This window comes from Hydrocarboniphaga sp., from assembly GCF_028291725.1.
Classification (GTDB): Bacteria; Pseudomonadota; Gammaproteobacteria; order Nevskiales; family Nevskiaceae; genus Hydrocarboniphaga.
The window spans coordinates 1-15,310 of record NZ_JAQGNT010000059.1 but is presented as its reverse complement, the minus strand read 5'-3'; the positions used below and the strand labels follow the sequence as shown (position 1 = coordinate 15,310).

Here is a 15,310-nt window from a genome sequence, read left to right as displayed (position 1 = left end):
AAAACCCTGTTAAATAGGCGCCGCAACGCACCCGAAAAGTGCAGAACTGGCGACTGTTTTTTCACGAGACCTCGATGGCCCGAAAGCCTAAACCGAAGCCCCAAGCCGAGCCTGCAAAATCCTTCGACGAATTCGCCGAGGACGGCGAGCCACTCGACGACGACGTCACGGTCGAACCGGTCGAAGTCGTCCCGGCCAGTCGCTCACGCGACTGGCGCGACGTGGAGCGCTACAAAGAGATGCGCGAGCTGCGCAAGCGCGTCGGCGACGACTTCGACATCGACTGAACGGCCTGGCAAAGCGGCCATGTCGGCGCAAGCGCCGCGGCCCTGTTTGGCCTAAAGTCGAGCCGCGATGCTGCGCTCGATTTCTTCCGGCGTGACCACCGGCTCGAAGCGCTCGATCACCGCGCCGTCCGGGGCCACCAGGAATTTGGTGAAGTTCCATTTGACCGCATCGGTCCCGAGCAACTCCGGGTAGGTCTTCTTCAGATGGCTGACCAGACGCTCCGCGCCGGGCGTGTTCTCGTCGACCTGCCCGGGCTGCTGCGTACGCAGATAGCGATACAGCGGGTGCGCATCTTCACCGTTGACCTCGATCTTCGCGAACAGCGGGAAGCTGACGCCATAGTTCAGCTCGCAGAACTCGGCGATTTCAGCCTCGCTGCCCGGCTCCTGGTGGCTGAACTGGTCGCAGGGAAAGCCAAGGATTTCCAGGCCCTGGGCATGGTACTTCTGATACAGCGCCTCCAAACCCTGGTACTGCGGCGTCAGGCCGCATTTACTGGCGACGTTGACGATCAGCAGCAGCTTGCCGCGGTAATCGCCCAGCGAGCGCTGCTCGCCCTTGATATCCCTGGCCTGATAGTCGTAAACGCCCATGTTCTCGCTCCAGTGGTGTCTGCTCAGCAGCGGCCGCGCTTTTTTGTGGCGGCTTGATGACCCGATTCTAGCCCGCTCGGGTGATCAGCATGGCGTCGCCATAGCTGAAGAAACGATAGCGCTGCGCCACCGCGTACCGATACGCCGCCATCAGTTGCTCGTAGCCACCGAACGCGCTGACCAGCATCAGCAATGTGCTCTCGGGCAGATGGAAATTGGTCAGCAGGCGATCGACGATCCGGAAACGATACCCGGGCGTGATGAACAAACGCGTCTCGCCCTCGCCGACACGGACCACGCCATCTCCCGCCGCAGCCGATTCCAAAGCCCGGGCCACGGTCGTGCCGACCGCGACGACGCGCTTGCCGGCCGCACGAGTGTGCGCAATTGCGGCGACCAGGGTCGCCGGAATGTCGTAGCGCTCGGCATGCATGCGGTGCTCGCTCAGGTCGTCGACGCGCAGCGGCTGGAACGTGCCGGCGCCGACGTGCAGCGTCAGCGTCGCGGTGGCGATACCCCGGCCACGCAGGCGCGCCAGCAGATCGTCGTCGAAGTGCAGCCCGGCCGTCGGTGCCGCGACCGCGCCCGGCTGGGTGGCGAATACCGTTTGATATCGCTCGCCGTCCTCGCTGCCCGGAACATGGTCGATGTAAGGCGGCAGAGGCAGGCGGCCGACGCGCTCGAGCAATTGCATGAACGTGCCCGGTGTCTGCAGACGCAGATGGAACAGATCGTCGCTGCGAGACAGCATCACGATCTCGGCCACGGCCCCATCACCGGCATCGACCAGAATCAGCCCGCCGGCCTTCGGCGTCTTCGACGCGCCGATCTGCGCCAGCGCCTCGCGATCGTCGAGCACGCGCTCGATCAGCATTTCGACGCGGCCACCGCTTGGCTTGCGCCCGAACAGCCGCGCCGGGATCACCCGCGTATCGTTGAAGATCAGCAGGTCGCCGGCGTCGATCAGATCCGGCAGATCGAGCATCGCCCGATCGGTAAAACCGGCGTCCCGCGACAGGCCCAGGTCGAGCAGGCGACTGCCGCTGCGCCGCTCGGCGGGATATTGGGCGATCAACTCGGCCGGGAGGTCGTAACTGAAATCCGAACGCCGCATTGCAAGGTCCACTGGTGTCGCCAGTCCGCCACAGACAAAACACGATTGTACTGCCTGATGTTCTGCCTGACGGGGCCCCGACCCTGATCCCTGCATCATTCCGGAGAGCGCGGGACTCGCCGTTACCCTTAGCGGTGCGTTCTCGCACCAATTTGCAGCGTCGGTCATTGATTATTCATGCTCGCTCGCTAGAATACGCGTCACTCACCGGGCCTTAGCGCAAAGAAGCGCCGATGTACCGGGGCAAAGCTGCCCCAAAAGTGACGATTGCGATTCTGGAGATGATCCACGCTGTGAAAGCCGCCCGAGCCATCGAGGCGGCTTTTGTTTTGGGCCGCCGTCGCCTTCGAGCCCACTCGGAGCAGGCCGAATCGATATCCAGGAACAGAAAACCCCGCAAAGCGGGGCTTCGGATGCGTTTGTCGGGCTGCCGGATGCCCTGGAACGCTGCGTTGGTGCCTAAGGAGAGACTCGAACTCTCACGAGGGGTTACCTCGGCGGATTTTGAGTCCGCTGCGTCTACCGATTCCGCCACTCAGGCAAGGGGCGCGATGATAGCGGCCCGATCACCGCGCAGCAACGAATCGCTGCGCGATGAGTCCGCAGCCGGCGTCAGATGTTGAAGTCGTAGCGCAGGCCGTAGGACCAGCCGTAGCTGCGCTGCTTGCTGTCCTGGGTGAAGACGGTCGCGCCGGCGATGAAACGGATGTCCGGCAGCGATTCGGAGATCACGCGCAGCGGGAACGCCGCCTCGACACCGTAGCTGACGCTGTTGAAGCTCTCGTCGGCACCGCTGTTCTTGGCGCCGATCCAGGCCCAGCCGACACGGCCGCTGATCTCGACCATATCCAGCACAGTGCCAGTGGTCACCAGATAGGCCGCGTAGAAGTGCTTGAACTTGACGTCGTTGGATGCCTTGTCGTCGTCGGGCAGGAAGCCGCCCTGCCCTTCGATGGCGATACCCGGCACCAGACGAAGACCGACGCGGCCGCGATAGAAGCCGCCCTGGAGTTTGTCATCGCCGTAGCGATCCTCCAGCGACTGCTTGGACAGATCTAGCGTGGCCTCGACGCGCTCGGCGCCGAAATACAGCTTCAAGCCGTCATCACTGCCGGAACTGGCGGCGGCATCACTGCTGGCGACGTCGGCAGCGTCGGTGGCAGCCGAAGAGTCCGGGGTCTCGCCGCTGCCGCTGGCGGCCGACGAAGCCGAAGTAGTGTCCGTCGTGGACGAATCAGCCGAACCCGAGGACGAGGCGTCGCTGGTGGCGGCATCAGCCGGTACGGCATCAGCCGGTACGGCATCCGCAACGGGTTCGGTCGATACCGGCGGGCTGTCCGCGGTCGGTGGCGGCTCGTCGCCTGACGCGGTGCTTTCGTTCTGGGCCAGCACACTGAGCGGTACCGCCAGCAAAACAGCCAGGCCCAAAGTGATGATGATCTTTGACATGCACTCCTCCCTTGTATTTTCTGCGTCCGCCTGTCGGGCGGCTCTGATCGCGATTCTACTGTCAGCCGCACGACAGCCGCAGCATACCCAGCACCGCCAACCGGGTATGCCCCCGTGGCGCCGTAAGCGACCGTCGCGGCGGCCACGTGGTGCACAATAGCGGACGAGCAACGCCCGCAGCGGTCTGCCTACCCTACATCCGGACCTCACAAGCAACACGCCACCGAATCGAAATGAAGGCCAATTTCTGCAATCTATGTGGGCACGCCGTGGAGCACCGCGTGCCGGAGGGTGACCATCTAACGCGCGCCTTGTGCCCGTCCTGCGGTCACGTTCAGTATTTCAACCCGCGTGTGATCGTCGGCGTGATTCCCGAATGGGAAGATGGCCGCGTGCTGATGTGCAAGCGCAACATCGAGCCGCGTCTCGGCCTTTGGACGTTCCCGGCGGGTTTCATGGAGCTCAACGAAACCACGGCACAGGGCGCCGCCCGCGAGGCCTTTGAGGAATCGCAGGCCGATGTCGATGTCGGCGAACTGGTTGCGGTGATCAACGTGCCGTACGTGTCGCAGGTTTACATGGTGCATCGCGGCCGCATGCTCACGCCGCATCACGGCACGACGCCGGAAAGCAGCGAAACCCGGCTGATGCGCGAGGACGAGATTCCCTGGGATACGATCGCGTTTCCGACGGTTTGGCACAGCCTCAAGTATTTCTTCGCGGATCGCGCCAGCGGAAATCCGCAAATCCATACGCTGAACCTCGAGCGCAAACCGCGCGATCCGCGAGCGCAGGAAGTAAGCACCGGCGAGCCGCTGTCACCATCTTGATTTGAGATGCCTGGATGCTACAGTCGGCCAAATGGCTCAGCAAAACATCAGACTTCAGCAATTCTTCGCGGCACCGAGAACGACGGTATTCCGCCACTTCTCGGATCACGAGCATTTCGGCCGTTTATGGTGGCCGGCGCGTTGTCGCGTGTTGAAACTGTCATCGGGCGACGAGCCCTGCGGTGTTGGATCAGTGCGCGAGATGCGCATCGGCGGCATCCGTTTTCAGGAGACGATCACCGCCTTCGATCCTGAAGAACGCATCGAATACCGGGTCACGCAGGGCGGGCCCTTCAAGAACCATCTCGGCCGCATGCACTTCAGCGAAGTGCCCGGTGGAACCCAACTCGATTACAGCATCGAGTTCGATTCGCGCTGGCCGATGCTCGGCAGTTTCGTTGCTGGCGTGCTGCATGCGGCGTGGCTGCGCGGCGTCGCGGGCGCGGTCGACCGGCTCGCGGCACGCGCAGTGTGAAGAGTCCGGCATTGCGGGTTTTCAGCCACACCTGCTCGAACACCGAAATCGTTTGCGCGCTGGGCTGCGGCGATCAACTGATCGGCGTCGACGCCGACTCCGACTATCCGCCGGAGATCGTGTCGCGCCTGCCACAGCCGGGCCGCGATCTTGATCTGGATACCGGCGCGGTTTTGGCGCTGCAACCCGATCTGGTGCTGACTTCGCTGACCGTGCCGGGCCATGAACGGATCGTCGACGAGTTCAAGGCGATGGGCCTGAAGACGATCACGATCGACCCGCAAAGTCTCGACGATGTTTTCGCCAGCATCGCGACGATCGCCGATGTTCTTGAAGTGTCGGAGCGCGGCGCGCATCTGATCAGGCAAATGCGCGCGCAGATGCCCGCTGTCGGAACCCGACACCATCGTCCACGGATACTGGTCGAGTGGTGGCCCAAGCCCGTCATTGTGCCGGCGCGTCGCTCGTGGGTCACCGACATCATCGAACTCGCCGGCGGCTGCAATCCTTGCGGCGATATCGACGCCAAAAGCTGGGCCTTGCCCGACGATGATCATCAGACCTACACCGCGGATGCCATCGTGATGTCGTGGTGCGGCGTGCAGCAATCCAAGTACCGGCCGGAAATCGTGCGTCGGCGCGAGCATTGGAGACACTGGCCGGCGCTGTCGAACAATCAGATTTACGCAGTGACCGAAGCCTGGCTCGGGCGCCCTGGACCACGTCTGGTCGAAGGCTACGCAGCGCTGCGCCGGATCATCGAAGCGCTCTGATCAGGTGCCATCGAAAAAATTCGCCGAGTGGCATGAAAGCTGCGCATTTATGACATCCGGCACCGTAGTACCAACCGGACTTTTTTCCGCAGCGAGGCAGCCCAGGTGCATCAACCCAGGACTCTCAATCCATGCGCGTGATGCTCGTCGACGACGAGCCGGAACGGCGCGCGGCCACGGAGGCTCCATTACGTATGCTCGGCCACGAAGTCGTTGGTTTCAGCACATCGACGTCGGATCTGGCCGCAGCGGTCAAGCGCCACCAACCGGACGTGATCTTGATCGACGTCGAAGTCCCTGGCCGCGACACGCTCGAATCACTGGGCCAGGTAACGCGCGACAGGCCGCGGCCGGTCGTGCTGTTCGCCAGCCGCAGCGACCCCGATACCATCCGCAAGGCCCTGCAGGCCGGCGTCACTTCCTACGTCGTCGATGGCCTGAATCCCGCACGGCTCAAGCCGATCATCGACGTCGCGATCGCGCGCTTCGAGGAGTTTCAGGCGCTGCGCAACGAACTGGAAGAAACCAAGAACAAGCTGGCTGATCGCCGCGATATCGAGAAAGCGAAAGGTCTGTTGATGAAGCGCCGTAGCCTGGATGAAAACGGCGCCTACGAATTGCTGCGGCGTATGGCCATGGATCGCAATCTGAAATTAGGCGATGCCGCACGCACGCTGATCGCCGCTGCTGAACTGCTCTAGACCGCTATGGCACTCGAAAAGAACAACATCAAATTGGGGCTGGTTCCGCTGATCGACGCGGCGCCGCTGATCATTGCCAAAGAAAAAGGTTTCTTTGAAGCACACGGTCTCGACGTCACGCTGTCAATAGAAGCTTCCTGGGCGAGCATCCGCGACAAGGTCGCCGCCGGTCTGCTCGACGCGGCCCATATGCTGGCGCCGATGCCGATCGCGGCGACGGCCGGCGTGGACGGTGTCGGTGTACCGATGCTGACTGCGCTGTCGCTGAACCTGAATGGCAACGCCATCGCGGTTTCGCAGTCGCTGTACTGGCGCCTGCAACTCGACGAACTGAGTCCGCGATCGGTCGGCGAGCGTCTCAAACGCGTGCTCGATGCCGACCGTGCTGCCGGTGCGCCGCCGCGAGTCTTTGCCCACGTCTTCCCGTTTTCTCCGCACTATTACGAGCTGCGTTACTGGCTCGCCGGCTGCGATATCGACCCCGATCGCGATCTGCAACTGGTGGTGATTCCGCCGCCGCAGATGGTCAGCGCGTTGCGCGACGGCAGCATCGACGGTTTCTGCGTCGGCGCACCCTGGGGCGCGGTTGCTCAAGCCGCCGGCATCGGCCGCGTCGTCGTCAACAAGTACCAGATCTGGAACAACAGCCCGGAAAAAGTGCTGGGTGTGACACGCGCCTGGGCCGAAGCTCATCCTGAAACCCATCTTGCGCTGATCGCGGCGCTGATCGAAACCGCGCGCTGGCTCGATAAACCCGAACATCGCGCCGAGGCTGCGCGCCTGGTTGTCGAAGGCCATTACCTGGAGGCAACACCCGAAACCGTGCACGAATCGCTGTTGGTCGATCTTCCCTCCAAGCCTGAAAATGCCGGCTTGGTGTTTCACGCCGGCGCTGCGACTTTCCCCTGGGTTTCGCACGCAATGTGGTTCATCAGCCAGATGCGCCGCTGGAACCAGCTGCCCGCCAATGTCGATGCGCGCGCGATCGCCGACGCCTGCTATCGTCCTGACCTGTATCGCGCGGCTGCAGCCAGGCTTGGGCAAGCTTATCCGTCGTCCGACATCAAGTCCGAAGGCCATCATTCGATGCCGCGCACCTTGCCGCCGGAGCACGTCATCGAGGTTGGCTCCGATCGTTTCTTCGACGGTGCCACTTACGATCCGAACTGATCGCGGGCGCGGTAAAAATCTTCACCACGTAGTTGTTTTTACGTAGCTGTTTTTCTGCGAACAAATCTCCGAGATAAAAAAAGGCCGCGAAAGCGGCCTTTTTCGTAGGGCGGGTCGGGACCCGCCGTTCTTGTATCCGAGGTCAAAGCGGCGAGTCACGACCCACCCTACGCAACCCCCGGGCCAACAAAAACCCGCCGGCTTTTCAGCCGGCGGGTTTCGTACGTCTGCTACTGCGCTAGCTCAAGCGCTGAAACCTACTGCACCACCACCGTGCCCTTCATCTCCGGGTGCAGGATGCAGGCGTACTCGTAGACGCCGGGCGACGAGAACGTCCGGCTATACGTCGCGCCCATCTTCAGACGATCGCTCTTCTGATCCGGGAATGCCACGAAGTGGTTGGAGCCGTCGGCATTGGTCCAGGTCACCGTCGTGCCGACCGGAACCGTCAGCGTCGACGGCGAGAAGGCGAAGTCCTTGATCGTCACGGAAGCGGCGGCGGCCGGGGCCGGCGCGGACTCCGCCGGCAACGGCGCGGCGTTCTCGGCGGTACGAACCGTCGGGGCAATCGTGACCGCACCACTGGACTCGGTGACCTTCAGCTCGACTCGGCGATTCAGCTCGCGGCCTTCGTCGGTGGCGTTGTCGGCGACCGGGATCGCTTCACCGTAACCGTGCGAAGTCATCCGGGACGCGGCGACACCCTTGGATTCCAGATAGGTCTTGACCGAGGCGGCACGACGATCGGACAGCTTCAGGTTGTACTCGTCAGAGCCCTTGGAATCGGTGTGACCACCGATCTCGACTTTGATGTCCGGACGGCTGTCGAGTGCAGTACCGACGCCGTCGAGGATCACCTTGGCGTTCGGCGTGAGCCGCGACTTGTCGAACTCGAAGGTCACGCCCTGCAGCACGATGGTGTCACCCACGCCGCAGCCTTCCAGCGTCATCGGCTGGCCCGGATCCGGGGCCTTGCAGATCGGATTGTATTCGTCGTTGTCGTTGGCGTCGGTGCAACCCTTGTCAGCCGGGTAGTCGATCTGGCCATCGCCATCGTTGTCGATGCCGTCGCTGCACTGCGGCGGCGGGGGCGGCGGCGGCGGCACGACCTGCACGGGCGGCGGCGGCGGCGGCGGCGCTACCGGCGGCGCACCGAACGGGATGCGCAGGCCGAGGTTGAACAGCGGCTCGTTGAAATCACGCTCGGTGTTGCTGTCGGTTTTCTGCACGTGGTACAGCGCTTCGGCGCGGATACCCCAGCCGCCCGGGCTGAACGCGAAGTCCCAACCGAGGCCGGCGTTGAACGCGGTGCCGGTGCCGGCCATCACGTCGCCGTGGATATAGGGGCCACTGCCACTCGGAGCCAGATAGAAGTTGATGCCGGCGCCGCCGAAATAGTTGCTCTTCTTCGAGCCGGTGTCGGAGTCGGGATCGCCGTACTTCAGATAGGTGCCACGTAGTTCAAACGAGACCGTGTCGGTCAGCATGACGCCGACACCCAGAGTACCGCCGAGGCCGTCGTCGGCCTGTCGGTCATTGTCGGACAACGCATACGAGAACATCGGAGCCACGTAGATGCGGTCGTCATCCAGCGCGTAAGCGGGGCTATACGCGGATGCGATCACCAGTGGAATCAATGCGAGGCGGAATGTTTTCATGCTGAGGTCCCTTCTCTCTTGTTTATTGTTGAAGCTGTGTGTGGCTGGTTTTGGTTGTCTCTGTACCGGATCATCGGCTCCCCGAAAGACAAAAAAAATCCACCGCCACCTCGAACTTAATGTCGAGACGTAGGGTGGACGTCGTTGCCAGATTGGACCGCCGTTGGTCCCGCGACGGCCTTTCGGCTACCGCGACGCCATGAATCATGGCTCATGTTGGGGCAGCAAACAACATGCCATTTCAAGAGCCTGCATACGCCCGGCCGCAGTTCCGTTCAGGCTGAATGGCACGATGGTTGCTCGATGCAGACTTGTCATCCCAGTCTGGTTGTTAGCTGGCTCGGTTTGAATCGGACCAACGAGGGTCCTCAGGAAGTCATCCATCCGTGCTTCGCCCAGGCGCAATCACGGGAGATTCGAGCCACAGGCTCGTTCGACATTCGGGACCATCGGCCACAGCTGTCCAATGCGCGTTAAGCACAACACCCATATCAATTTGGCACGTGGCTGCGGTTTAGCCGCGTCGGCCCTCGCTGCCGCTTTCGCGACGCCTGTCAGTCTTGCCCAGACCAGCGCCGCGCCGACCGCCACGCCGATGGAGATACCGGCCGATCTGATCGCCGACGTGCTGTCGGTCGACCAGAGTGTGCGCGCAAGGCTCGATGTGGCGCGGCCGGCCGGCAGCTCGTCGCACACCACGTTCTACATTGACAACAAGCAGCCGCGCCTCCAGTTGTTGCAGATCACGCTGCAGGTCGATGCCACCAAGCCGATCCGCTACACCTATGGCGAGGCGGAAGGTATTGCTCTGCAGACCGACGCCGTGCAACGGCTTGCCGATGTGCCCATCGCGCCAGGCCGCCATACGCTGTACGCCGAGTACATCGCGCGCTATCCGGAAGACCGCCCCGGCACGCCGCGCCTGCGGTCGCGCGTCAACCAGAATTTCGAGCAGCCCGCCGGAGCCAGTGCGGTGGAAGTCAGCCTGGTCGCACAGAGCTGGGCTCGCGCACCGGCCGTCAACCTGCGCCAGTGGATACCGCCGGCCGGCGGCCTGGATGACGCCGAGCTGCATTCGATCGACCTGTTGCTGGCAACCGGCCGCGAGCTGACGGCGGCCGGCGACCTGCTGGCGCTGCAACAGCGCAGCGGCGGCAGCCTGCCGGCGGAATTCGGCCAGCGATTCGCCCGGGCGATGGCCGAACTGCGCTCCCCCATAGCGCCGGCACGGCAGGGCACGTCGGCGATCATCGGCGAATATCAGGCCGCATCCGCATCGGGCGACATCACCGCGCTGGACCGCATCGGCAAGGACACCAAGACCACCGATCCCGAAGCGCTGGCGCTGCGCGACAAGGCGAACGCCGCCCTGGGCTTCCAGCTGCTGGACGACCAGCAGGGCGAGGCCGCCGACGCCGCCTTTCGCCGCGTGCGCAGCCCCGGCCCGTATTCTGAGCTGGCCTTGCTCGGCCTGGGCTGGGCACAGCTGGTACCCGCCAAAGGCGCCGGCGCGCAGAGAGTGCCGCAAACCGTCGCAAGCACGGTCAAGACCTCGATCGGCACCAGCCCTTCGCCGTTCTCGTCATCCTGGGTGGTCGCCGACGACAAGCAGGCCGACGATCTGCGCCGCGCGCTGGTGCCATGGACCGAGCTGATCGGCCGCGACCCGACCGAAGCCGCCGTGCAGGAAGGCAGCCTGGCAATCCCGTATGCGCTCGATCACCTGGGCGCACACAAGCAGGCGCAGGCCTACACGCAGCGCGCAATCGATCAGCTCGAACACACTCGCAGCCATCTGGAAGCGGCGCTGGTGCACATCAACAGCGGCGTCATGGCGCAGCAGGTGGTCGACCGCGACGAAGAGCCCGGTAACGGCTGGGCCTGGTGGTTCGCGGCGCTGCCGGAGCCGCGCTGGTGGCTGACGGCACCGCCGAACGCGCCCGACAACTTCTACATCGAGCGTCTGTTCGAGAACGACGCCTTCCGCGCTCAACTGCAGAGCTGCCATCGCCTTTATGAACTCGACCGCCTGCTGGTGCGGCGCGGCGTGCAGCTTGGTGATTCCGATCCGGCGTTGAACTCGCGCATCAACGCACTTCGTCCAAAACTTGCAAGCCTTGCCTCATCCCAGCGTCAGCTGCTGGCAATGATCGCAGCCGACCAGGTGCAGACACTGAAGAAGCAGACCGAGAAGTATCTGGTGGAAGCGCATTTTGCGATGGCGCGCTTCAACGATCGGCCACCGAACGCGATCGGCAACACGCTGCCAGCCGGCAAGTCATCGAAATGAAGCCGCGCACGATGAGAGTTTCTCGCCTGTCTCGGTTGCTGCTGGCAGTGCTGACGCTGTCGGTCGCCGGTGTCGCCACCGCGGCTCGCGACGACGCGTCGACCGTCGGCTCGGTCGCCGAAGACAATGGCCTGAAGCAGAACGGCTGGGCGATCGTGAAGACGCCGAGCATTCTGCGCATCGAGATGTCGGACGCGGTGCCAACCGACATCCCGGCCGCCATCACCCACTACGACCGCATTCTCGAGCTGCCGAACGTAGATCCCGAGCTGCGCGCCGAAGCGATGCGCCGCACCGCCTATCTGCGGGTCCAGCGCGCCGACGGCGGCGAGTTCGACGCGCGCGAAGTGCGCCGCGCGATCGCGATCTATAACCAGTTGCTGAAGGAATCGCCGAACGATCCGGGCAACGATCGCACCCTGTATCAGCTGGCGCGGGCGTATCAGCTGGTCAACGAGACCGACAACTCGATCGCTCAGCTGCAGGATCTCGGCCGGCGCTATCCGCATTCGGCGATGACCGGGGACGGCGTGTTCCGCGTCGCCGAACTGCTGTATTCGCGAGAGCGTTACGCCGAGGCTGAATCCAATTACCGCACGGTACTGAATCTCGGCAGCGACACGCCGTATTTCCAGCCGGCCGAATACAAGTACGGCTGGGCTATCTACCAGCAGGGGCATTATCCGCAGGCGCTGCCGGTGTTCCTCGGCATTCTCGACCGCGAACTGCCGCAGGGTGATATCGCCGATCCGGCACACGCGTTCGACGGCGTCTCGAGGCGCCGGGTCGAAGTCGCGCAGGATTCGCTGCGCGTTGCCAGCCTGTCGTTCGCCGCGCTGGGCGGCGGTCCCGCGCTGAACGACTATTTCGCCAAGTCCGGCGAGCCACGCTATTCAACGCTGCTGTACAACTCAGTCGGCAATCGCCTGCTCGAGAAGCAGCGTTACACCGATGCAGCCGGTGTCTACACCGCGTTCGTCGAACGCCACCCGGGCAGCGAGCGCGCACCGGACTTTCAGGCCCAGGTCATCGCCGCGTACAAGCAAGGCGGCTTCAACGACCTGGTGCTGCAGGCAAAAGAAACCTATGCCACGCGTTACGCGCCGGGCAGTCCCTATTGGAGCAGCGCAGGGAGCAGCGCACCGAGGCCGGAAATTCTGGCACAGGTGCGCACTCATATGGACGACATCGCGCACCACTATCAGGCATTCGCGCAATCGACTCCGATCAGCGACGCCGCAAAACGTCGCGAGCGTTTCCTGACTGCGGCCAACTGGTATCAGCGCACGCTAGAGCTATTCCCGAACGATCCCAAAGCGGCCGATCTGAATCTGCTGTACGCCGACGCGCTGTACGACGGCGGCCAGACCCAACTCGCCGCGCAGCAATACGCAAACACGGCCTATAACCGCCCCGGTTTCGCCAAGGCACCGGAAGCCGCCTACGCATCGGTGCAGGCCTATCAACGCCTCGCCACGGAAACCCAGGGTGCCGGTCACGATGCGGCGCTGCGTGAATCGGTCAACTCGAGCCTGAAGCTCGCCGACACGTTTGCCAGCCATCCGCAATGGAGCACGACGCTGACTCGCGCTTCGCAGGATCTGTATGCCTTGAACGATCACGAGCAGGCGATCACGGTTGCCAATCGCGTGCTCGGCTCCGGGCAGCCCTTGAGCAACGAGCTGCGTCGGCAAAACCTGGCCGTGGTGGCCGACGCGCAGTTCGCGAAGAAGCAATATCCCGAAGCCGAAGCCGCCTACGTCGAATTGCTCAAAGTGATGCCCGCCGATGCGCCGGAGCGCAGCATCGCAGTCGACCAGCTCGCCGCCTCGGTCTACAAGCAGGCCGAGAAGGCGCGTGATGCCGGCGATCTGAATACGGCTGCCGCGAGTTTCCTCAGGGTCGGCAAAGTCGCGCCGCAGTCCGCGATCCGCGTCAATGCCGATTACGACGCCGCGTCCGCGTACTACGAGCTGAAAAACTGGCCGGCGACCGAAGCCACGCTGGAAGATTTCCGCAGCCGCTATCCGCAGCACGCGCTGGCCGCGGACGTCGACAAGCGACTCGCTTCCGCCTACGAGAAGGACAGCAAGCCGCACCAGGCCGCCGATGTGTACACGCGCGTGGCGCGTCGCCCATCGGAGACAGTCGATACGCGGCGCGAGGCCGCATGGGCGGCCGCCACGCTGTACGACACCAGCAAGCAGCCGGCGATGAGTTCGCAGGCCTACGAGTTCTATCTGACGACGTTCACACCATCGCTGGACCGCGGGATGCAGGCACGTCGCCGGCTTGCGGATATCGCGCGCGACGATCTGCACGACACCGCCCGCTACGAGCGCTACCTCAGCGAAATCGTGGTCGCCGACCGCAATGCCGGCAGCGCGCGCAACGACGCATCCAAGCTGATGGCCGCGCAGGCGAACCTGGAAATCGGCCGGGGTCAGGCACAGACGGCGCGGCAGCTGGCGCTGTCGCAGCCGCTAGAGAAGAGTCTGGCAGCACGCAAATCCGCGACTGATGCGGCGGTCGCGAGCCTGTCCAGCGCGGCTGGCTACGGCTACGCCGATGTCACCACCGCGGCGACTTACGAGCTCGGCACGGTCTACCGCGATTTCGGCAAGGCGATCTTGGATTCCGCGCGACCGGCCAACCTCAAAGGCGAACCGCTCGAACAATACAAGCTGCTGCTCGAAGAGCAGGCCAACCCCTTCGAAGAAAAAGCGATCGAGACCTATGAAGCCAATCTGGGCCGTATGAAGCAAGGCCTCTGGAATGACTGGATACACCGCAGCGCCAATGCGCTGGTCGAACTGGCGCCGGCCAAATACGGCAAGCACGATCAGCGCGAGACCATCTATGACTCGCTCCTTTAGTTCCTGCGTCGGCGCGCTGCTGATCGCGGCGATGACGGCCTGCTCCAATGGCCCGCCACCTCGCAGCAGCAGCTTCAGCGCTCCAAAGAAAGTGGTCACCAGTACACCTGCACCCGCCAAAGCGCCATCGGCCAAGAATGTCGCAGATGCGGACCGCCGTTTCAGCGCCGCCCTGAAGCTGATGAAGGACAAGCAGCCCACGGAAGCCCAGGCCGCGTTCCAGTCCCTGGCAACCGATTTTCCCGAGTATTCGGGCCCGCTGACGGCACTCGGCATTCTGTACGCGCAGGGCAAGCAGCGCGATCAGGCGCTGGCGAGTTTCGCCAAGGCCGCAGCGGCGAATCCGAACAACGCCGTGGCCTGGAACTGGCTGGGTTCGCTGTATCGCGAGAACAACAACTTCAAGCAGGCGGAAGACGCGTATCGCAAGGCGCTCGCAGCGCGTTCCGACTACGCCGCCGCCCATCTGAATCTCGGCATTCTGTATGACGTCGCGATGCGCCGGCCGCAGGATGCGGTCAAGGAATACCGCGAGTACCAGCGCATCGCCGGCAACGACAACCTGATGGTCGGCGTGTGGATCAAGGAACTCGAAACCAGCTCGACGCAGCGCACCGCCTCCGCCGGAGACGCGCAATGAAATTTGCAGCCATGCTGATACTGGGCCTGATTGCCGCGCCGGTGATCGCGGCGCCCGGCGAAAAGCCCTCGGTGGACACCCAGGCCGCGGCCGGCAGCAACATCGTCGGCGAGCAGGAATCCGCCGTCGGCCTGTACCTGATGCCCTGGCAGGAAGAAACCGCCGGCGACGTCGATCGTCCGCCCGCGCTGGTCGACGAGCCGCTGAAGCCGGTCGATACCACGCAGTTCGAAGGCCAGGTGCGCACCGATGCGTCGATCGCCGCGTACCGGCGCGCCGGCGTCAATCGCAACTAGTCACTCTCACCCACGATTCACTACATAGAAGAGCGAGCTCCATGGAGTTTTTCAATCACGTCATCCGTTTTTTTCAAGGTGGCGGCGCGTTTATGTACCCGATCGCGCTGGTGCTGGCGATGGCGGCGGCCGTTGCCATCGAGCGCATGATCTTTCT

The 15,310-nt window shown here is 63.6% G+C and carries 14 protein-coding genes and 1 tRNA gene; 10 read left to right on the top strand and 5 right to left on the bottom strand.

The genetic code is table 11. The features are described 5' to 3' along the window. The first annotated feature begins 74 nt into the window (after positions 1 to 74). Positions 75 to 287, top strand: a complete 213-nt coding sequence (locus tag JWQ90_RS15760) for a hypothetical protein (protein ID WP_299695906.1) — start codon at positions 75 to 77, stop codon at positions 285 to 287. Between the two features lie 51 nt (positions 288 to 338). Here JWQ90_RS15760 and JWQ90_RS15755 read toward each other — a convergent pair whose 3' ends face one another. The 4 genes from JWQ90_RS15755 to JWQ90_RS15740 form a co-directional block, all read right to left on the bottom strand. Further along, positions 339 to 881 carry a glutathione peroxidase gene (locus tag JWQ90_RS15755; protein ID WP_299695904.1) on the bottom strand — a complete coding sequence of 181 codons (543 nt, stop codon included), beginning with the start codon at positions 879 to 881 and terminating at the stop codon, positions 339 to 341. Positions 882 to 948: 67 nt separating this feature from the next. Further along, positions 949 to 1,995 (bottom strand): tRNA preQ1(34) S-adenosylmethionine ribosyltransferase-isomerase QueA, encoded by a 1,047-nt coding sequence (gene queA, locus JWQ90_RS15750; protein ID WP_366919521.1) that lies wholly within the window; start codon positions 1,993 to 1,995, stop codon positions 949 to 951. A gap of 453 nt (positions 1,996 to 2,448) precedes the next feature. Next, positions 2,449 to 2,536, bottom strand: a tRNA-Leu gene (locus JWQ90_RS15745). Between the two features lie 71 nt (positions 2,537 to 2,607). Then, positions 2,608 to 3,444: a hypothetical protein gene (locus JWQ90_RS15740; protein ID WP_299695901.1), complete on the bottom strand. Its 837-nt coding sequence runs from the start codon at positions 3,442 to 3,444 to the stop codon at positions 2,608 to 2,610. 233 nt (positions 3,445 to 3,677) lie between these two features. Here JWQ90_RS15740 and JWQ90_RS15735 point away from each other — a divergent pair, with 233 nt between their 5' ends. The 5 genes from JWQ90_RS15735 to JWQ90_RS15715 all read left to right on the top strand — a co-directional run bounded on the left by JWQ90_RS15735 (position 3,678) and on the right by JWQ90_RS15715 (position 7,393). After that, on the top strand, positions 3,678 to 4,274 hold the full coding sequence (locus JWQ90_RS15735; RefSeq protein ID WP_299695899.1) for an NUDIX hydrolase: 597 nt from the start codon (positions 3,678 to 3,680) through the stop codon (positions 4,272 to 4,274). Positions 4,275 to 4,305: 31 nt separating this feature from the next. Further along, a complete protein-coding gene (locus JWQ90_RS15730; RefSeq protein ID WP_299695897.1) occupies positions 4,306 to 4,749 on the top strand; it encodes an SRPBCC family protein in 444 nt (147 codons plus the stop codon). Between the two features lie 11 nt (positions 4,750 to 4,760). Beyond that, on the top strand, positions 4,761 to 5,522 hold the full coding sequence (locus JWQ90_RS15725) for an ABC transporter substrate-binding protein (protein WP_299695895.1): 762 nt from the start codon (positions 4,761 to 4,763) through the stop codon (positions 5,520 to 5,522). A 131-nt stretch (positions 5,523 to 5,653) separates the two neighbouring features. After that, positions 5,654 to 6,223, top strand: coding sequence for an ANTAR domain-containing protein (locus JWQ90_RS15720; protein WP_299695893.1), 570 nt, complete (start codon positions 5,654 to 5,656; stop codon positions 6,221 to 6,223). A 6-nt stretch (positions 6,224 to 6,229) separates the two neighbouring features. Further along, positions 6,230 to 7,393, top strand: a complete 1,164-nt coding sequence (locus JWQ90_RS15715) for a CmpA/NrtA family ABC transporter substrate-binding protein (RefSeq protein ID WP_299695891.1) — start codon at positions 6,230 to 6,232, stop codon at positions 7,391 to 7,393. Positions 7,394 to 7,650: 257 nt separating this feature from the next. On the opposite strand, the gene JWQ90_RS15710 is transcribed toward JWQ90_RS15715, so the two are convergent. Next, positions 7,651 to 9,051 (bottom strand): OmpA family protein, encoded by a 1,401-nt coding sequence (locus JWQ90_RS15710; RefSeq protein ID WP_299695889.1) that lies wholly within the window; start codon positions 9,049 to 9,051, stop codon positions 7,651 to 7,653. A gap of 466 nt (positions 9,052 to 9,517) precedes the next feature. Here JWQ90_RS15710 and JWQ90_RS15705 point away from each other — a divergent pair, with 466 nt between their 5' ends. The 4 genes from JWQ90_RS15705 to JWQ90_RS15690 are packed head-to-tail and all read left to right on the top strand — an operon-like array spanning position 9,518 to position 15,153. Then, on the top strand, positions 9,518 to 11,341 hold the full coding sequence (locus JWQ90_RS15705; RefSeq protein ID WP_299695887.1) for a hypothetical protein: 1,824 nt from the start codon (positions 9,518 to 9,520) through the stop codon (positions 11,339 to 11,341). Between the two features lie 11 nt (positions 11,342 to 11,352). Next, a complete protein-coding gene (locus tag JWQ90_RS15700) occupies positions 11,353 to 14,217 on the top strand; it encodes a tetratricopeptide repeat protein (protein ID WP_299695885.1) in 2,865 nt (954 codons plus the stop codon). After that, positions 14,201 to 14,857 (top strand): tetratricopeptide repeat protein, encoded by a 657-nt coding sequence (locus JWQ90_RS15695; protein WP_299695883.1) that lies wholly within the window; start codon positions 14,201 to 14,203, stop codon positions 14,855 to 14,857. The genes JWQ90_RS15700 and JWQ90_RS15695 overlap by 17 nt, the downstream gene beginning before the upstream one ends. Next, positions 14,854 to 15,153, top strand: a complete 300-nt coding sequence (locus tag JWQ90_RS15690; RefSeq protein WP_299695881.1) for a hypothetical protein — start codon at positions 14,854 to 14,856, stop codon at positions 15,151 to 15,153. The genes JWQ90_RS15695 and JWQ90_RS15690 overlap by 4 nt, the downstream gene beginning before the upstream one ends. Positions 15,154 to 15,310: the final 157 nt, after the last annotated feature.